A 17261-nucleotide genomic window follows, 5' to 3' on the forward strand; every position below is an offset into this window, starting at 1 on the left:
GCTGATGGCCAGCGACGGAGACCTCACCAACCAGACCGTCGAGTTGCTGCAGGCCCTTATACGCAACCAGTGCGTCAACGACGGAACGGCCGAATCGGGCCACGAGGTTCGCAATGCCGATCTGCTGGCCACCTACCTGGAGGGCGCAGGCCTGGACCTGCAGCGTTACGAACCCACGCCCGGCCGTACCTCGCTAGTGGCCCGCATAGAAGGGTCCGACCCCGACGCCCCGGCGTTGTGCCTGATGGGCCACACCGACGTCGTGCCGGTGAGCCTCGACGGCTGGTCGCGCGACCCGTTCGCCGGTGAGCTGGTGGACGGCGAGGTGTGGGGGAGGGGTGCCGTCGACATGCTCAACCTCGTGGCCTCCCAGGCGGTGGTGTTCCGCACGTTGGCCGATCGTGGATTCCGACCTCGGGGGGACCTGGTGTTCTTCGCGGTGGCCGACGAGGAATCGGGCAGCACACACGGGGCCCGTTGGATGGCCGACCACGAGTGGGACGCCATCGCAGCGGACTACGTGCTGACCGAGAACGGTGGGCTCCACACCGGGAGCGAGGATTCACCAGCCATCGGCGTGAACGTGGCCGAGAAGGGGGTGGCGTGGCGCCGCCTGACCGTACGTGGCACGCCCGGCCACGGATCGACGCCCTACCGCTCCGACAACGCCCTCCTGAAGGCCGCAGCCGTGATACAACGCTTGGCCGACTACTCACCTGATCCCCGATTCCATGAACTCTGGCGAGCTCAGGTCCAAGCCATGGACCTCGCCGACGATGTCCGGGACCAGATGCTCGACGAGGACCGTATTGACGACTACCTAGCCGAACTTCCGCGGACACCTTCGGTGAACGGCATGGCAGGGCATCTCCACGCCTGTACCCACACCACATTCTCGCCAAACGTGGGCCACGGGCCAGGCAAGACCAACACCATCCCGGACCGGGTGACCCTCGACATCGACATCCGGACGATGCCTGGTGACTCCACCGAAGAGGTGGCCACCCATCTCCGTGAGGCACTCGGCGACCTGTCCGACGAGGTCGAGACCGAGATCGTCATGGACGACCCCGCGTCGGCCAGCCGCATTGACACCCCCCTGTGGGATTCGCTGGAACGGGCGATCACGAAGCCGTTCCCCACTGCCCGCCTTAACCCCCAGTTCATCGTGGGCTTCACCGACTCACGGATTTACCGCGAAAAGGGATCAGTGTCCTACGGCGCCGGCCTCATGAGTCCGGCGGTGGACGCCGGCGATTTCTCCCGGCGGTTCCATGGGCACGATGAACGCATCGACATTGAGTCGCTGCGACTCACTACCGGCATGTACTTCGACGTCTGCGAAGACTTCCTCAGATGAGCGGGGAGCGGAAAGAACACATGGAGGACACTTGGGACGGTGACTTCGACCGGGAGACGGCCGTCGAGCCGACCGGCGACGACCGGTTCGAGGTGCAGGTCAGCAGTAGTTGGAACATTGGTGACAATCCGAACGGCGGATACCTGACGGCCATTGCCTTGCAAGCCATCCGGCAACTCGGCGACCCTCTCGCAGGTCATGTAGATCCGCTTTCTGTCACCACCCACTATCTGCGACCCGGCTCTGGGGGAATTATCGGCGAGGTGAAGACTGGGCTGATCCGAGCTGGGCGGACAGTGACCACCGGTCGAGCCACCCTCATTCAGGACGGCAAACCTCGCATCGAAGTCATGGCATCCATGGGTGACCTTTCGGGCGGATCGGGACACGACCACGAGATGGCCATAGCGCCCCCCACCGATATGCCGCCACCCGACCAGTGTGTGGAACGCGATGGCCTAGAACAGGGCGTAAAGCTTTTCATCGCCCGACGGATAGACCTGCGGATCCACCCCGACACGGCAGCCGCCGGAGCGTCGGACAACGCTGAGACGCTCGGATGGATTCGGTTCGCCGACGGTCGTGAACCCGACACGCTCGGCCTCACCCTGTTCGCTGATGCCTTCGCCCCGTCGATCTTCACCAGACTCGGCCGAGTGGGATGGGTGCCCACCATCGAACTGACGGCGCACGTTCGCCGTCGCCCAGCGCCCGGCTGGGTTCAGGGCCGGTTCGTCACGGAGGACCTACATGACGGCCGGATGATTGAAGACGGCTGGCTCTGGGACTCCACCGGCGCCCTGGTGGCCCGGTCCCGACAGTTGGCCATGTTGCTCCCCGACGCCGACACCGGTTCCTGAACCTCGGACCTGTTGGTTCCGTCAGGAACCGGTCCACTCCGGAGAACGCTTATCGGCAAACGCTTTGGGCCCCTCCTTGGCGTCGTCCGAACCCCAAACCACCCTCATATGGGGCTGCTGGATAGCCCGCAGCTCGTCTTCGGTCGCCCCCTGAGTGGCACGAACGATGGCCTTGGAGGCCGCCACGGCCAGGGGAGCGTTACGTGCGATGCGTTCGGCCAACTCGATGGCCGCGTCGAGTGCCCCGCCCTTAGGAGTGACCATTGAGACGAGTCCGGCATCGGCCGCTTCCTCGGCAGTGATCGGGTCACCGGTGAGGGCCATCTCCATGGCCCGGCCGTAACCCACTCGACCAGGCAGGCGGAATAGACCGGCTCCGGCGGCGAACAGGCCGACCTTCACCTCTGGGATGCCCAGCCTGGCACCCTCGGCGGCCACCAGAAGGTCGCATGACAACGCCAACTCAAGGCCACCGGCCATGGCGAAACCCTCGATGGCGGCGATGAGGGGCTTAGCCGCTCCATTGCTGACGAACTCGAGCATCGGGCCAATGTCCTCGCCGCGGGAGAATGCCTTGAGGTCCATGCCCGAACAGAACCCCTTCCCGGCACCGGTGAGGACCCCGGCTGTGAACCCGGGGTCGGCGTTCAACTCTTGTACGGCGCTCAATAGGCCGTGGGACAGGTCTCCGTTGATGGCGTTCATGGCTTCGGGGCGGTTGAGGGTGATGATCATCACCCGCTCCCGTCGTTCGACCAGAACTGCCGGCTGGACCGCTTCATCGCTCATCGTGGTGATCCGTTCCTACTTGGGGGGCATCCTGATGCCGCCGTCTACCCGGATGACCTCAGCATTCATGTACGGGTTGGTGATGAGCTCGAGGACCATGAAGGCCAACTCCTCGCCTGATCCCAGACGCTTAGGGAATAGCACCGACTCGCCGAGGTGCGCTTTGAAGGCCTCACTTTGTTCACCCTCGCCGTAGATCGGGGTGTCGATGAGACCCGGGGCAATGGTGTTGACCCGCACCCCAACAGCAGCCAGGTCCCGGGCGATCGGAAGAGTCATGCCGACGATGCCGCCCTTGGAAGCCGAGTAGGCAGCCTGACCGATCTGCCCATCGAAAGCGGCCACCGATGCCATATTGACAATGGCCCCCCGTTGACCATCGGCTAGAGGATCAGTCTTGGCCATTGCACCGGCGGCCCTGCTGAGCACGTTGAACGAGCCAATCAGGTTCACCCGGACCACGAACTCGAAGTGCTTTAGTTCCATGGGTTCGTTGTCGCGGTTGATGGTGCGGCCCGGATGGCCAAGACCCGCCGAGTTGACCAGTGCCCGCAACGGGCCCATCTCGGCAGCGGCGGACACCGCGGTGTCGACATCCTCGACGCTCGTCACGTCGCACTTAACGAAGAGGCCGCCCACCTCGGAGGCAACAACCTGGCCAAGCTCCTCGTTGAGGTCAGCAATGACGACTCTGCTGCCAGCGTCGGCCAGTTGACGGGCACTGGCTTCGCCGATCCCGGACGCCCCGCCGGTTACCAACGACGAACTACCGGTCAGATCAATTCTGGACATGGAGAACTCCTGCTTCTGGGAAGGATTGGGAAAGACGGGGACGGAACGTGACGAGGATGAAGGCCGGGGCCCCGACTCAGCCGTTGGGTAACAGCACGGTACGGGCCTCGGCGCCGGCCTTGAGTCCATCGAACGCGCCTTGTAGGCCATCGAGGCCAGCCGTGTGGGACACCAGCTCGTCGAGTTTGAAGCGCCCCTTGAGGTACAGGTCGGCAATCAGGCGGAAGTCCCGACGAGGTTTGCCCCCGCCGGCCCGGATCCCCATGAGGTTCTTGTTCTGGTGGAGGGCCTGGAACGGATAGGTCACGGTGGCGGTCAGATCGGGTACGCCCACAGCGCAGACATTCCCGCCGGCCTTGGCCATCGAGATGCAGTCCGCCAGCAAGTTGGTGTTACCCACCACCTCAAAGGCGTGGTCGACGCCGCCACCGCTGAGCTGCTGAACGGCGGCCACCGAGTCGAAGTCGTCCCCGTCCACGAGAACAAAGTCGGTGGCCCCGAAATCCAGTGCCATGCGTTCCTTGGAAGCCACGCGGTCCATAGCGATGATCTGGGAGGCACCGCTGAGGTGCGCGGCCTGGATCACGTTTAGGCCAACTCCGCCAGCGCCAATGATCACACAGGTATCGCCGATACCGACCTTGGCCCGGTTGAACACGGCACCCGCACCTGTCATGACGCCGCATCCGATGAGGGCCGCAGACGCCATCGGTACCTCGGTCGGAATGGGCACGGCCTGGTTCTCGTGAACGATCGTCTCCTGGGCGAAGGCGCCCAGGTTGGCGAACCCCCAGAGGGCCTGATCGCCCTCGGTGTGGGTGTGGCGCAGGCCACCGAACCCACAGTTCCCAGGGTCGCCGCCCTCACACGTCGGGCAGTGGCCGCAGTTCCCGAAGGTGGAGAGAACGACGTGATCGCCGACGGCGCAATAGGTGACAGCCGAGCCGATCTCGGCCACGACGCCGGCGGCTTCGTGGCCGGGTACCAGCGGGGTGGGCATGTAGTACTTGCCATGGACGCAGCTCAGGTCACTGCCGCACACGCCGGCCGCCATGATCTCGACACGTACCTGTCGGGATCCGAGAGCTGCTGCGTGCTCGAGGTCGTTGGAGAGACGGACGTGCTCTTCTCCGTCGCCCTCCTGGATTAGTCCCTGCATGATCTGTGCTCCGTTCGGACCCGTGATCGGTCGTCGACATCATCCCGCCCAGTCGACCCGAGGGCCAACGCGTGGTCTGTTGGGCAGTAAGAGGAGATGGGCAAGATGGTGAACGAATCGCCACAATCGTGAGGCGACGTCGGCCTGCTGTGATCCAGATCTCTGGTCAACACCAGTTCAGGTGTCGAGTGATCCCCAGAACTCCACGAGTAGGTCAGCGGCGACGGCGGGTTGTTCAGACATCCACCAGTGGCCTGCACCGTCCAGGGGGGCATGTCGTGCCCCAAGCTGGTCGGCCATCTGGGCGGCCCGACCCGCTGGCCCCACGTAGGGGTCCTCGGATGGATCGAGAGCCAGCCCTGGAGGTAGGTCAATGGCGGCCAGTTCCCGGCCCAGATTGCCGACGACGGGCTGAGCGCCCGAGCGGTACAGGGGCAGAATGCAGTCGGCCATGGTGTCAAGTGCGTCGGCGACGTCAGTCGCCGCGTGTTCGTTCATGCCGCTGGTCATCATCATGGTGATTCGCTCGTCCCGGGAGGCGGCACGCATCCCCTGGATCACCTCCTCGCCGACCTCGGGGGTCTGCCATAGCTGTGCCATGTCGTGCCAGACGTAGTCGGGATGGATGAGGCCCAGACAGTCGCACGCCCAGGACCGGACGAGGTCGGAGCGCTCCGCCAAGAGGCCGAACACGTGCCCAGCGCCCCAGTCGTGGCCCACGATGTCGACCGGCCCTTCGGCTGCCAGAACCTCAACTTCGGTGATTAGCCAGTCGCGGTACTCCTCGCGGGTGGCCCCCCAACCGTCGGAAAGCGGCGCGCCGAATCCCGGTGGCGAAAGCAGGACAAGGTCGCGCGCGTTTCCTCCGACCGGTGGGCGGTCGGCCAGTTCGCCGACCAGGTCGGACCAGATGGCATCGGTCTCGGGATTGCCGTGCACGAAGACGGTGGTCATGGGGATGGGTTCACTTCCGTTTATGGGGCTTGGGTCTGTCGCGGGAATAGTTCAGCCGCGTTCGGGGAGGTCGTATTCGGCCATGTAGTACGGGGCGTCCTCGTCGAACACGGTCAGGGCTACCGGGTCTGCCACTACGCCCACCGGACGCACATCAGAACCGACCATGTCGGAGGCGTCGTCACCCAACTCCAGCCGGGCAGCCTCTATGACGTCCAGCAGGCGTGTCACCACGTCAGGATGCTCGTCGACCACGTCAGCCCGTTCACCGACATCGGCGTTCAGGTCGTACAGGCGGACCCGCTCGTCGTTCCATTTGCGGACGTGGAGCTTCCATCGACCGACGCGTACAGCCTCGATGTTGCCGCCCAGAATAAAGAAGAATGGGCGTTCACAGGGTCCATCGCCGCCGGTCAGCAGCGGACCAAGGTTCTGTCCGTCCAACGTCCGGTCGCCGGGCACATCGACACCGCACCAGTTGGCGATGGTTGGGTAGAGGTCCATGGCGTTGGCGACATCGCTCACCACCTGACCGGCGGGAATCCGGCCTGGCCACCGCACGATGCAAGGCACCCGCTGGCCACCCTCCCACGTGGTGCCCTTGGATGCCCGGAGCGGGCCGTTGCTGCCGCCACCGTCACGGGTCAATGCCCCGTTGTCGCTGGTGAACACCACGACGGTGTTGTCGTCCAGACCGAGATCTTGCAGCTCGCGCAGGATTACGTCGGTGGACCAGTCAATGCATCGCACCGCCGCTCCGTAGCGGCCGTTGCGTGACTCACGTACGAAGCGGGTCTGCACGTAGATGGGCAGGTGTACGTAGAGGTGGGCCAGATACAGAAAGAAGGGTCGATCCCTGTTGTTCCGGAGGAACTGGACGGCGTCGGTGGCGTACCGCTCGGTCAATGCCGCCTGGTCGGGCTGCTCAGCAACCACGTCCTCGTCGAGCATGAGCGGCAGCGGCGGGCGCGGCTGAAACATCGGGGCATCATCGGGCAACGGCGTACCGAGCGACTCCATGACCTTCCGGTAGGGCTGGCCCTCCTGAGGGAAGGCTTGACGCCCCATGTCGTTGCTGTACGGCAGGCCGAACCAGCCGTCAAAGCCGTGTCGCGTGGGTAGGAACTCGGGTTGGTCGCCACAGTGCCACTTGCCAATGATCCGGGTGGCGTAACCGCCGTCCTGGAGGAGGCGGGCAATCGTGATCTCATCGGGGTGCAGTCCCTGGGCCTGACCCGGGAAGAGCACCGGCGCATTGTCGATGCTGCGACCACCGAAGCCGACCCGTAAGGGGTAGCTGCCGGTGAGCATGGCAGCCCGTGACGGCGAACAGACCGGCGACGCCATGTAGAAGTCGGTGAAACGGACGCCCTCGTCAGCCATGCGGTCCAACGCCGGGGTGTCGTGCTGGGTTGACCCGTAGCACGACAGGTCGCCGTATCCGAGGTCGTCGCAATTGATGAGGATGACGTTTGGTCGTCGGATCATGGGGCTGCCTCCACGACGATCATCGTGGCCGGAACGGTTGCCTGCCGAATCGGCGACCCAGATCGCTAATTCGAATCGAGATCCGAATCGAAGACGGGGAGGCGCCACCACTACGGTCGACCCATGAGCGAAACAGGCAGTGCGAACCAGGGAACCAGCCAACGCGTGGAGATGGAGTGGGAGACCCCGTCACACGACGAGATCATCGAGATCTCCAAGGGGCACGTGGCCGGCCTCGAGATGACCGACGACGATGCCGTGTGGTGTGTGGCCGGTATGCACCACGTGCTGCTTCACACCATCGGACGGAAGACGGGCAAGGACCACAAAGTGGCACTGCCGTTCTGGCGCGACACCGACGGGCACCGGATCGTGGTCGGATCATTCGCCGGGGCCACGAAGGACCCATCGTGGGTGCTGAACCTCCGAGACCGTGATGCCAACCCCCGGGTGAAGGTCCGGGTCCAGAACGGGATGTTTTGGTCCGAGCACCAAGTTCTGGATGCGGGCGATGAGCGCGACGCCCTGTGGGCGTCAATGCTCGCCGACAGGGCGTGGTATGCCGACTACCAGGCCAAAACTGATCGGACGATTCCGCTCGTGCGCCTCGCCGAGACGGAAGCCATCACCGACTAATCCCAATCGCTCCGTCAGGCCAGGCGGCCAATGGACACCCGAAGAGGTGACTCGTCGGGCTCGGAGCCTTCGGGATCGAAGAACGGGCGCGTGCCCTGCACGGTGACTCGATGGCCGGATCGTTCGTAGGGCCAGTAGTCCCAGACGGCGAAATGCTGGACCCGCCGGTTATCCCACAGCAGTACGTCGCACGGCTGCCAGCGGTGCCGGATCTGGAACTCGGGCCTAGTGCAGTGTTCGTGAAGCTCGGCCAGCAGCTCGCCGCCCTCAGCGCTGTCCATGCCGTCGATCGCCACCGTGAACGACGGATTAACAAAGAGGCTGCGGCGGCCCGTTTCGGGATGGGTCCGGACCACCGGATGGACTGCTGAGGGCGTAGCGAGGGCCTCTTCACCGTCGCTCCGGTCGGCGTAACGCCCCGGGTACACATGAGCTGAGGCGTGGATGGCCGACAGGTCACACAACATCTCTCTGGTGGTGGCCGGCAAGGTGGCGTAGGCGGCCTCCATGTCGGCGAACAAGGTGTCGCCGCCCCCACACTGGGGCAGTAAATGGATCTGGAGCATGGTGGCCGATGGGGGCTCCTCGTCGCACGAAACGTCCGAGTGCCAGCCGTTGCCATTGGAGATGGAGGAGTCCCGGTCGGTCCGGATAACGAACACCGCAGGGTTCTCGTGCTCGGCCGGGGCGGCTGGATGGGTATGGAGTGGTCCGATGCGTAGGGCGAACTCGACCTGGGCGTCGGCCGTCAGGGGCGACTGGTCGCGGAAGGCCACCACGCCGTGCTCCAGCCACGCCCGGTGCACCAGTCTGAACGTCTCGTCGTCGATTCCGGATGCCAGGTCCACGCCGTGAATTTCGGCGCCGAATACCGGCGAAATGGGAACGATCTGAGGATCACCGGGGCCGCTAGTCATCGGATCAGGGGCGGCCGGCAGCCCGATGTTCGACGCGAATGGTCCAGATGGCGCCACCGCCCACACCGACGGTGTCTTCAGCCCGTGCCCCGGGAGCGGTCACGCAGTGCAAGGTGAGACCGTCGCCACCCCCCAACATGCAGGCATACGCCTTCTGGGGCCGTTCGAGGTCCGGCATGGCGACCCTGTCGGTCACTTCGCCACCCTCTACAACCCTGACCACATCACCTCGGCCAGCATCAGCGATCCAAATGCCGCCCGCAGCGTCTAGGCAGCATCCGTCGGGCAGGATCCCCGGCGTCTCGGCCCACACCCGGCGCTCACCTAGCAGGCCTCCATCGAGGACTTCGAAGGCGGTCATTCGCGAGGCGAATGTCTCGCCGACGATGAGTGTTGAGCCATCCGGGGTGATAACTGACCCGTTGGGAAAGTCGAGGCCGCTCGGGCCGGCGAAGACCGAACCATCAGGACCGACGATGGCCAACGTGGCTGACATCGGGTTGGACCGGCCACCTTCAATGTCATAGCCGAAATTTCCGACGTAGGCCGTTCCGTCAGCAGCCACGACCATGTCGTTGCAGTGCCAGGTGGCGAGGTCCACAAGGTCGGCATGCACGCCTATCTGACCGTCGTGGACCCGCCAGACTTGGCGGGCCAGCATGGCCACGACCAGGAGATCGCCGTTCGGCAGCCACCCGAGCCCCGATGGTCGCTCGTCGCCCATGTCGACCATGGCCTCACGGGCCCCGTCGGCCGATATCGCGTAGATCCGATGCTGGTGGAAGTCGCTGTACCAGAGTCGCCCCTCGTGCCAACGCGGGCCTTCGCCGAAGTCCAGTCCGTCGACCAGCAGGGTGGGTTCGTGCATCGGAGCCTCCGTCCGAGGGGACGTCGAGAATCTAGGTTCACAGGCGATCCGGACTTGAGACGGGCGGGCCCACCGGAATCAGAATCCGAGCCGCTGTCTGTCGACGTCGGAGAGCCGACCGATCACTTCGCCGACATCGCCACGGGAAACAATGGTCTCGTCATGTTCGATGACTGAGCCGCTATGGAGTCCGGCCTCCTGCCAGTCGCGCAACCGCTGCCCACGCCCCTCGGTGTTCCGGGAGAACACGCCGCGAACCGAAACAGTCAGCGGGCCGACGTCGACCACCACCGCCGGCCGTCTCTTGGCCTCTGATTCTCCATCTTGGGCCCCGGCATTTTGCCTGTATCGGACCACTGCCGTGACGACGACGCCCGGTACGAGCTCGCGCTCCGCCGACACCTCGAACGGTTCGCCGTTCACCAATAGAGTCGGCGCGTCATCTGGCTGGTCGACCGAGCTGTTGCCAATGGCGACGATGATGGGTCCGCCGTGGCGGTATGCAACCTGGGCGGTGACCACAGTTCCCGACTTCCAGTCAGGATCGGCCAGCCCGGCAGGGACCTCGTGGTAGCCCTCGGTTCCGTCGTGATGGCGCCAGTGCCAGAGGCCCCGTGGGTCGGGCCCGGATACGACGATCTTGGTCGGCCTGGCTCCCATGTACTCAGTGTCCCACCCGGCAGCGACACCGTACGCCGGGCTAGGAACGGGTCTATCGGGAGGCAGCCCGTAGCCTGCCGGCGTTATGGGATTCCGGTCGCTTTCTCCGTACGTGTGGCCCATCTATGGCCCGTGGATGGCATCCAGCCTGGGAATGAGCATCCTGCTGGTCGCTCTGCCCATCGTTCTCGTGGGAGATGGCCACGGTTACACGGTGGCCGCCCTGGTGGCGGGGGCCGGGGGGGCGGGCGCCGCGCTTGCCGCCCTTCCCGTGGGCTGGTGCACCGACCGTTGGGGTCCGGCTCGGGTGGGCGCCGGCGCGCTTCTGGCCGTAATCGCTGCGTCGATTCTGATGGCCTCCATGGCCCGTCCCGTATTTCTCGGTCTAGGACACCTTGTGTTCGGCGGCGGCTCGCTCGGCGTGATGTTGTCGCGTCAGGCTGACCTAACCCGGCGGATTCCAATCACTCTTCGGGGTCGGGCCATGTCGCTCATGGGTGGGACGATGCGCTTCTCGGTCCTGATGGGAACGGCGGTCGGCGGGTTTCTGGTCGACGTGGCCGGGGCCCGGTGGACGTTCCTCATCGCAGGCGTCGGGGCCGCCATCGGACTGCCGGCGGTGCTCCCGGGCGTCCGGAATCCCGACTGGGAGATAGCCCCGGTTGGGGTGAAGGGCCCCCGCATGGCCTGGGTGATCCGGGCCAACAAAAGGCACCTCTTGCACGCTGGGCTGTTCGGAATGTCATCGATGACCACTCGCGAGGGGCGAATGGTCCTCTTGCCTCTCGTAGGGGTGGCTCTGGACCTGCGACCGGCCACCATTGGCGTACTGGTGGCGTCGGGCTACGCCGCCGATCTCATCCTCTTTCCGGTCTCGGGGGCGCTCATGGATCGAGTCGGCCGGCTGGCCGCCATGGTGCCCGCCTACGGCCTCTTGGCCGTAGGCCTGCTGTGCCTGCTTGTTGCCGACACAGCCACCGGTGTGCTGTTGGCCGGACTGGTCATGGGCCTCGGTAACGGCCTGAGCGCCGGATCCCTCTTTACTCTCAGTAGTGACTTGGCTCCCGAGGAGGGGACGGCCTCGTTTCTCTCGGCTGTCTCCATGGTGACCGACGTTGGAAGGGTGATCGGACCACTGCTCGTCGGTTTGGTGGCCGGTCGCTGGGGGTTGGATGCCGCAGCGGTGACCCTTGCCGTGGCCATGATGCTGGGCCTGGTCTGGTTGTCGGCCGTCGTCGGGGAGACCGGCGGCCGGACGGGGGACCGCCCGTAACAGGACCAGTCCGATGGGCGCCACATCTGGATCACGACCGAGGCCGTGGGGTACGAAGCGAACGCCTACAAAGAACTGGCAGGATTAGACCTACCCACGTTGCAGGGTCTGGTCGACGACCCTTCCGCGTAGTTCTGCCAAACACCGCTTCGTTGACTCGACACAATTGACCGAACAATCCCAGGGAGGCACCACGTGCACTTCGTCATTCATGCCCTTGATCGAGCCGGTGCCGGTGACCTGCGGGCCCGGACCCGTTCCGAACACCTCAGTTACGTCACCCAGTTCGATCTGGCATTCGGTGGGCCGATGTTGGACGATGACGGAGAAATGTGTGGATCTCTCATCGTGGTGCAGGCCGAGGATCGGGCGGCCGCCGAGGCGTTCGCCGCTGGGGACCCCTACGCCAAGGCAGGGCTATTCGAGCAGGTAACCATTACCGCCATGAAGCCCCTCCTGGGGAACTGAGTCTTCCGACCACGTTCGCCGAATATCGGGCTGGTGAGGAGTGGGCCGGCCCATCGACGCGCTGAGTCAGTCCAGGCTGGCCAGGAACTCCAGTAGGGCCGGGTTCACGACCTCGGGTTTCTCGAGGTTGGCGCTATGTCCGGCGCCCGGGACGACTACAAACGTTGATGGACCACCTAGTCCCTCAGCGAGTTCCCGACCTTGAGCGATGTCGATGCCCATGTCGACGTCGCCGTGAAACGTGATGCTGGGACACGTGATCTCCCCGATGCGGTCGACGATCGAGTCACGTTCGAACAAGCACTCCTTGGCGGCAATCCACTGGCTGGGTGGCTTGGCCGTCCACTTCCCACGCCAGTAGCGGGCATCGGCGAAATCCGGACCGAAGAGGACCATCTGGAGGGCGTCGCCCATATCGCCGCTCAAGCCAAGAGTCAGTGCGGCATCGAAGAGGGCTTGGAAGCCTGCTCGGCCTTCTTCGGAGAAGACACCTGCCTCGGTGTCGACCAACACCAGGGCACGGACGCGCTCGGGGGCGGCAAGGGCGGCCCGCAGCGACAGGAAGCCACCCTGGGACATGCCGGCCAGCACGGCCTCAGAGATGCCCAGATGGTCCATGAGGCCCAACACGTCGGCGGCTAAATCCCAGTAGTCGAACGGTTCAGTGAACGTGGTTTGGCCCCAGCCCCGCTCGTCGTGGGCAATGACCCGCCAGCCGGCTTCAACCAAGGGGGTGACCTGGTGCTCCCACATTTCATGGCCCATGGTGAAGCCATGGCTCAAGATGATGGCCGGCGAGTTCGGTTCACCCGAATCCTGATAGTGGATGTTCTGGCCGTTGACCATTGCGAATGGCATGGATCCTCCCGCGTTGTCCGGATCGGTTCGCTGGCAGCGGACCGAATCATGTCCTCCATTTACGGTAGCCACCTGGCCGACAAGGGGTTTGAGGGACCCTAGATTCAGGGGATGGATTCCCTGCTGGCCCCCGCCATATTCGGTGAAATCGAACTGGCCAACCGGGTGGTCATGGCCCCCATGACCCGCTCGCGGGCCACCGTCGACGGCGATGCCACCGACCTGATGGCCGCCCACTACGGGGTCCGGGCCACAGCGGGGTTGATCGTCACCGAGGGGATCGCTCCAAGCGAGGTGGGCAAGGGCTACTGCCGGACCCCGGTGCTTGACGGACCGCACCGCCTCGACGGTTGGCGCCGGATCACCGACGCCGTCCACGCTGGGGGCGGCCGGATCGTGGCACAGGCCATGCACTGTGGCCGGGTGGCCCACGCGGCCAACAAGGCACTTGGCGTCGAAACGGTGGCGCCGTCGGCCATTCAGGCGGCCGGGACCATGTACACCGATGCCGAGGGGATGATGCCCTTCGATGAGCCACGTGCGCTCACCGCCGCCGAGGTGCGTTGCATTGTCGATGAGTACCGTCGGTTCGCTGCGCTATCAATGGAGGCTGGCTTCGACGGGGTGGAGGTGCACGCCACCAGTGGCTACCTCCCGGCCCAGTTTCTGTGCACGGGCACCAACCGCCGGACAGACGCCTACGGCGGGTCGCTCGAAGGGCGGATCCGGTTCCCGGTCGAGATTCTTGAGGCGGTGTCCGAAGAGATCGGTGCGGGACGGACCGGCCTACGAATCTGTCCTGGCAACCCGTTCAACGACCTGGTGGATGACCGTCCCGAGGATGTCGAGGAGACGTTCCGGGCGTTTCTCATGGCCCTCCAGCCTCTCCGGCTCTCCTGGCTGCACGTGATCCGCCGACACGAGGGGCGCCTCGACAACCTGGCGTTGGCCCGGGAGCTACACGACGGCGCGGTCATCGCCAACGACTCCTACGACGGTCCGTCAGCCGATGCGGCGATCGCCTCGGGGAAGTGCGACGCCGTATCGTTCGGTCGCCACTATCTGGCCACCCCGGACCTAGTGACCCGCTTCGGCGCCGGTGACCAGCCAGACCCGTTCGATCACCGGACGCTGTATACGCCTGGGCCTGCCGGGTACACGGAACTTTCAGGATGATCGTACGTAAGGGCAAGTCAGGAGATCAATCTTGCTACCAAGGTAAATGCTTTCTAGGGTGCTCGTATGAACGCAGCGACCCTCGGGCTTCTCCTGACCCGGCTCGGACGTCTTAACGAACAGTTCCTGACTGACCACCACCGTCGCCACGGCACAACGCCCGCAGAGGCAGCGGTGCTACTGATGCTGGCCAACACGACCGATGAGGCGGTTAGCCCGACGGTCATCGCCGACTGGATCGTTCAGACCTCCGGTGGCCTCACGGCCACCCTCAAACGACTCGAGGATCGAGGCTGGATCGAGAGACATCCCGACCCCGACGATGGACGAGGACGTCTGGTGACCCTTTCCGAGAGCGGACGGGACGCCAACGACGCGATATTCACCGACCTAGTTGACCGCTACAGCTTGGTGTTCGTCGATACCGACACCGACAGCGGTTTGGACGCTGTTCGCGATCTCATGCGCGGCTTCGAACGCCTAACCGGCGCCACTTCCAGCGCCTGGTGGACCCACCCGACCGACGTATCCCTCACCACGACCACCGGGAGCCCTCGATGACCCACATCGCTACCGAAGTTCTGAACCTCCGGCCCGTGTCAGGACGGATCGGCGTCGAGGTGGTCGACGCCGACTTGGACTTGCTGGTCAAGAACCAGGCCGCCCGGGCTGACCTACGTCGGGCACTACTGGACCACCACGTGGTGGTCCTTCGAGGCCTCTACCCGACTCCAGAAGAGCACATCGCCATCGCCTCGGCGTTCGGTACCCCGATAGCCCCCGAGGCTCACCTGCCCACGCATCCAGACCACCCTTTGGTCTGCCGATTCGACAGCGCCGTGGGATACAAGGCCGACAAGTGGCATGCCGACGGCACATTTCGCGACGTCATTCCCAGCGTGGCCGTGCTCACCATGCGTACTTCGCCGGCGACAGGTGGAGACACCGTGTGGGCCAACTGCTGTGCGGCCTACGAGGACCTCTCGAACGGCATGAAGATCCTTCTCGATGGGCGCAAGGCCCTGCACGACCAAGGCCCCGACGCCAAGGCCGTCCATCCGGTAGTGGTGGCCCACCCAGACACCGGTCTGCCAATCCTGTTCGTCAACGACATATTCGCGCGGGGGATCATGAATCTGCCTCCTGAGGAGAGCAATGCAATCCTGCCGTTTCTGATCCGACACGTAAGCCGTCCGGAGTTCACTTACCGGCACAGCTGGTCGGAGGGCGACGTGGTCATCTGGGACAACCGCAGCACCCAGCACTACGCCCTGTTCGACTTCGCTGGTCAGCGGGTTGTCGAGCGGGTGCATGTGTCCGGTGGCGTCATGGAAGCACACCGGCTCGAACCCGACGAGCGCCGCAGCCCGCCGGCGACCGAGGGACCCTGGTGAGCGTCGGCTACCGCAACCCGTACCTGGCGGATAGCGAGAACCCGATCGCCCACGGACGATGTGACCAGCAGGATTGCACAGAACTGGCCGCGGCGTTGCCTCCCGAAGGCGCTGACGGCGAGATCCTGACTGAATCCGATCGCCAGTTCACTTGGCTAGGGCCGGGCCACTTCGGGGGTCTGATCTCGGGCCTGTACCCCGACGGGAAGCGCACCATCTGGAGCAACGGACGCGAATGCATTGCCAAACTCGACCACGACACACTCGAGGTGTTAGCCCGGTTCGACCTCTCCCATGAAAGACCCGACGAGCCATCCAGCACGCAGGCCGACTGGGAGGCTGGGGTTGCCGGTCTCGATGCTGACATCGACGGGGACGTCGATGCCCCGGTCGTTCATGCCGCTGACCTGGCCTCACGGTTCATGACCGGCTTAGACGGGATCTACTCCCTACTGGATAACGAACACACCCTCTTCCTGGGTCGCAAGACTGGTGCGGTTGCGTACGCCGAGACGGACCCAACTGACCGCAGTTCCCCACTGGCCGAGAAGGACCGTTGGGACAAACCGCCGGAGGTCGAGGGGTTCTTCGTGGGAATAAACATGACCCCCGACGGTCGCCTTGTCCTGTCGACTGACCATGGGTGGCTGGTCAGCCTGGCCCGGGATTTCTCAGACCACGTGGCCGTTCAGATCCCCGGTGCCGCGGAGCACGCCGCCGAACACTGCGCCCGCATGGAGATCGACCGGGGCAATACCGGCTACGGCTGGGTCCGTACGAGTCTGTGCTGTGACGACGCCGGCGGGGTCTACGTGAGTTCTGTCGACCACACCCACAAGGTGATCTGGACCGGCGAACGGTTCTCGTTTGATGCGGCTGACGGGGCATGGAGCGCTGAATACCGAAACGGCACTGGTCGCGGTTCAGGGACTACGCCGTCGCTCATGGGCTTCGGTTCCGACGAGGATCGGTTCCTCGTCATTGGCGACGGTGACGACGTAGTCAACATCACACTGTTTTGGCGAGACGAGATCCCCGATGACTGGGAGCAGCTGCCCAACGCACCGTCGCGACGGATCGCCGGGCTGGGCGCCGCCCACATGGGTGATCCGTCTCGTGTAGAGATTCAGACAGAACAGTCCATCACCGTGTCCGGCTACGGCGCCATGACTGTCAACAACGAGCCCGGATCGCGCCCCGACTGGCTGCCGGCCCGTGGTGCCCGCCTGCTGTGCTTCTTCCTAGGTCATCACAAACGATTTACCCCGTTTGGAATGCACAAGTACCAGTGGGACCCCGAGGCCCAGACGTTGCGGGAGGCCTGGGTGACCACCGAGATCAGCTCGCCCAACTCGGTGCCCTACGTCAGCCAGGGTTCCGACACCGTCTACACGTGTGGCACCCGTAATGGAAAGTGGACCATCGAGGCCGTCGACTGGTCGACCGGCGAGTCACGCGGCTACTGGGCGACCGGTGATTCACGATTCAACACCCTCGGGGGCGGAGTGCACGTCGACGGGGACGGCCGAATCATCTTCGGCTCCATCTTCGGCAAGACTCGGATACTCGCCAGTCCTCGAGACTGATTGCGGGCCCCCCTGGACCGAAG

The 17261-nt window shown here is 64.7% G+C and carries 18 protein-coding genes; 9 read left to right on the top strand and 9 right to left on the bottom strand.

Annotated elements, in window-relative coordinates:
• Positions 1-4 precede the first annotated feature (4 nt).
• Together QF777_08350 and QF777_08355 are read left to right on the top strand one after the other, a co-directional pair.
• Entirely contained in the window at positions 5-1360 is a 1356-nt protein-coding gene (locus QF777_08350; protein ID MDP6911558.1) for a M20/M25/M40 family metallo-hydrolase, read from the top strand.
• Complete coding sequence (locus tag QF777_08355) at positions 1357-2220, top strand: thioesterase family protein (GenBank protein MDP6911559.1); 864 nt, start codon at positions 1357-1359, stop codon at positions 2218-2220. The genes QF777_08350 and QF777_08355 overlap by 4 nt, the downstream gene beginning before the upstream one ends.
• A 21-nt stretch (positions 2221-2241) precedes the next feature.
• On the opposite strand, the gene QF777_08360 is transcribed toward QF777_08355, so the two are convergent.
• The 5 genes from QF777_08360 to QF777_08380 all read right to left on the bottom strand — a co-directional run bounded on the left by QF777_08360 (position 2242) and on the right by QF777_08380 (position 7402).
• The gene (locus QF777_08360; GenBank protein ID MDP6911560.1) at positions 2242-3009 is read right to left on the bottom strand and encodes a crotonase/enoyl-CoA hydratase family protein; all 768 of its coding nucleotides are present in this window, start codon (positions 3007-3009) and stop codon (positions 2242-2244) included.
• Between the two features lie 15 nt (positions 3010-3024).
• Positions 3025-3801, bottom strand: coding sequence for an SDR family NAD(P)-dependent oxidoreductase (locus tag QF777_08365; protein MDP6911561.1), 777 nt, complete (start codon positions 3799-3801; stop codon positions 3025-3027).
• A gap of 76 nt (positions 3802-3877) precedes the next feature.
• Positions 3878-4960 carry an alcohol dehydrogenase catalytic domain-containing protein gene (locus tag QF777_08370; GenBank protein MDP6911562.1) on the bottom strand — a complete coding sequence of 361 codons (1083 nt, stop codon included), beginning with the start codon at positions 4958-4960 and terminating at the stop codon, positions 3878-3880.
• A gap of 177 nt (positions 4961-5137) precedes the next feature.
• On the bottom strand, positions 5138-5914 hold the full coding sequence (locus tag QF777_08375) for an alpha/beta hydrolase (protein MDP6911563.1): 777 nt from the start codon (positions 5912-5914) through the stop codon (positions 5138-5140).
• Positions 5915-5965: 51 nt separating this feature from the next.
• Complete coding sequence (locus QF777_08380) at positions 5966-7402, bottom strand: sulfatase (GenBank protein MDP6911564.1); 1437 nt, start codon at positions 7400-7402, stop codon at positions 5966-5968.
• 123 nt (positions 7403-7525) lie between these two features.
• On the opposite strand from QF777_08380, the gene QF777_08385 reads away from it, so the two are divergent.
• On the top strand, positions 7526-8038 hold the full coding sequence (locus tag QF777_08385; protein MDP6911565.1) for a nitroreductase/quinone reductase family protein: 513 nt from the start codon (positions 7526-7528) through the stop codon (positions 8036-8038).
• A 14-nt stretch (positions 8039-8052) separates the two neighbouring features.
• Here the strand turns inward: QF777_08385 and QF777_08390 are convergent, their stop codons facing one another.
• From QF777_08390 to QF777_08400, 3 genes are all read right to left on the bottom strand, one after another.
• Entirely contained in the window at positions 8053-8955 is a 903-nt protein-coding gene (locus QF777_08390) for a TauD/TfdA family dioxygenase (protein MDP6911566.1), read from the bottom strand.
• Between the two features lie 4 nt (positions 8956-8959).
• Entirely contained in the window at positions 8960-9823 is an 864-nt protein-coding gene (locus QF777_08395; GenBank protein ID MDP6911567.1) for an SMP-30/gluconolactonase/LRE family protein, read from the bottom strand.
• Positions 9824-9901: 78 nt separating this feature from the next.
• Positions 9902-10483, bottom strand: a complete 582-nt coding sequence (locus QF777_08400; GenBank protein MDP6911568.1) for a hypothetical protein — start codon at positions 10481-10483, stop codon at positions 9902-9904.
• An 85-nt stretch (positions 10484-10568) separates the two neighbouring features.
• On the opposite strand from QF777_08400, the gene QF777_08405 reads away from it, so the two are divergent.
• Together QF777_08405 and QF777_08410 are read left to right on the top strand one after the other, a co-directional pair.
• Positions 10569-11756 carry an MFS transporter gene (locus QF777_08405; protein MDP6911569.1) on the top strand — a complete coding sequence of 396 codons (1188 nt, stop codon included), beginning with the start codon at positions 10569-10571 and terminating at the stop codon, positions 11754-11756.
• 195 nt (positions 11757-11951) lie between these two features.
• On the top strand, positions 11952-12224 hold the full coding sequence (locus tag QF777_08410; protein ID MDP6911570.1) for a YciI family protein: 273 nt from the start codon (positions 11952-11954) through the stop codon (positions 12222-12224).
• A 66-nt stretch (positions 12225-12290) separates the two neighbouring features.
• Here QF777_08410 and QF777_08415 read toward each other — a convergent pair whose 3' ends face one another.
• Positions 12291-13082 carry an alpha/beta hydrolase gene (locus QF777_08415; GenBank protein MDP6911571.1) on the bottom strand — a complete coding sequence of 264 codons (792 nt, stop codon included), beginning with the start codon at positions 13080-13082 and terminating at the stop codon, positions 12291-12293.
• Between the two features lie 111 nt (positions 13083-13193).
• Between QF777_08415 and QF777_08420 the strand changes: the two genes are divergently transcribed.
• The 4 genes from QF777_08420 (at position 13194) to QF777_08435 (ending at position 17238) form a co-directional block, all read left to right on the top strand.
• Complete coding sequence (locus QF777_08420; protein MDP6911572.1) at positions 13194-14258, top strand: alkene reductase; 1065 nt, start codon at positions 13194-13196, stop codon at positions 14256-14258.
• A 66-nt stretch (positions 14259-14324) separates the two neighbouring features.
• A complete protein-coding gene (locus tag QF777_08425) occupies positions 14325-14819 on the top strand; it encodes a MarR family winged helix-turn-helix transcriptional regulator (protein ID MDP6911573.1) in 495 nt (164 codons plus the stop codon).
• Complete coding sequence (locus QF777_08430; protein MDP6911574.1) at positions 14816-15652, top strand: TauD/TfdA family dioxygenase; 837 nt, start codon at positions 14816-14818, stop codon at positions 15650-15652. The genes QF777_08425 and QF777_08430 overlap by 4 nt, the downstream gene beginning before the upstream one ends.
• Complete coding sequence (locus QF777_08435; protein MDP6911575.1) at positions 15649-17238, top strand: hypothetical protein; 1590 nt, start codon at positions 15649-15651, stop codon at positions 17236-17238. The genes QF777_08430 and QF777_08435 overlap by 4 nt, the downstream gene beginning before the upstream one ends.
• Positions 17239-17261 lie beyond the last annotated feature (23 nt).

The organism is Acidimicrobiales bacterium (assembly GCA_030747595.1).
GTDB lineage: Bacteria > Actinomycetota > Acidimicrobiia > Acidimicrobiales > MedAcidi-G1 > UBA9410.

What these genes read in the sequence shown, in the direction of transcription:
- QF777_08405 (MDP6911569.1), top strand. Translation starts at nt 10,569, where the DNA reads ATGGGATTCCGGTCGCTTTCTCCGTACGTGTGGCCCATCTATGGCCCG.
- QF777_08425 (MDP6911573.1), top strand. Translation starts at nt 14,325, where the DNA reads ATGAACGCAGCGACCCTCGGGCTTCTCCTGACCCGGCTCGGACGTCTT.
- QF777_08350 (MDP6911558.1), top strand. Translation starts at nt 5, where the DNA reads ATGGCCAGCGACGGAGACCTCACCAACCAGACCGTCGAGTTGCTGCAG.
- QF777_08370 (MDP6911562.1), bottom strand. Translation starts at nt 4,960, where the DNA reads ATGCAGGGACTAATCCAGGAGGGCGACGGAGAAGAGCACGTCCGTCTC.
- QF777_08380 (MDP6911564.1), bottom strand. Translation starts at nt 7,402, where the DNA reads ATGATCCGACGACCAAACGTCATCCTCATCAATTGCGACGACCTCGGA.
- QF777_08385 (MDP6911565.1), top strand. Translation starts at nt 7,526, where the DNA reads ATGAGCGAAACAGGCAGTGCGAACCAGGGAACCAGCCAACGCGTGGAG.
- QF777_08415 (MDP6911571.1), bottom strand. Translation starts at nt 13,082, where the DNA reads ATGCCATTCGCAATGGTCAACGGCCAGAACATCCACTATCAGGATTCG.
- QF777_08365 (MDP6911561.1), bottom strand. Translation starts at nt 3,801, where the DNA reads ATGTCCAGAATTGATCTGACCGGTAGTTCGTCGTTGGTAACCGGCGGG.
- QF777_08400 (MDP6911568.1), bottom strand. Translation starts at nt 10,483, where the DNA reads ATGGGAGCCAGGCCGACCAAGATCGTCGTATCCGGGCCCGACCCACGG.
- QF777_08390 (MDP6911566.1), bottom strand. Translation starts at nt 8,955, where the DNA reads ATGACTAGCGGCCCCGGTGATCCTCAGATCGTTCCCATTTCGCCGGTA.
- QF777_08375 (MDP6911563.1), bottom strand. Translation starts at nt 5,914, where the DNA reads ATGACCACCGTCTTCGTGCACGGCAATCCCGAGACCGATGCCATCTGG.
- QF777_08430 (MDP6911574.1), top strand. Translation starts at nt 14,816, where the DNA reads ATGACCCACATCGCTACCGAAGTTCTGAACCTCCGGCCCGTGTCAGGA.
- QF777_08420 (MDP6911572.1), top strand. Translation starts at nt 13,194, where the DNA reads ATGGATTCCCTGCTGGCCCCCGCCATATTCGGTGAAATCGAACTGGCC.
- QF777_08360 (MDP6911560.1), bottom strand. Translation starts at nt 3,009, where the DNA reads ATGAGCGATGAAGCGGTCCAGCCGGCAGTTCTGGTCGAACGACGGGAG.
- QF777_08355 (MDP6911559.1), top strand. Translation starts at nt 1,357, where the DNA reads ATGAGCGGGGAGCGGAAAGAACACATGGAGGACACTTGGGACGGTGAC.
- QF777_08395 (MDP6911567.1), bottom strand. Translation starts at nt 9,823, where the DNA reads ATGCACGAACCCACCCTGCTGGTCGACGGACTGGACTTCGGCGAAGGC.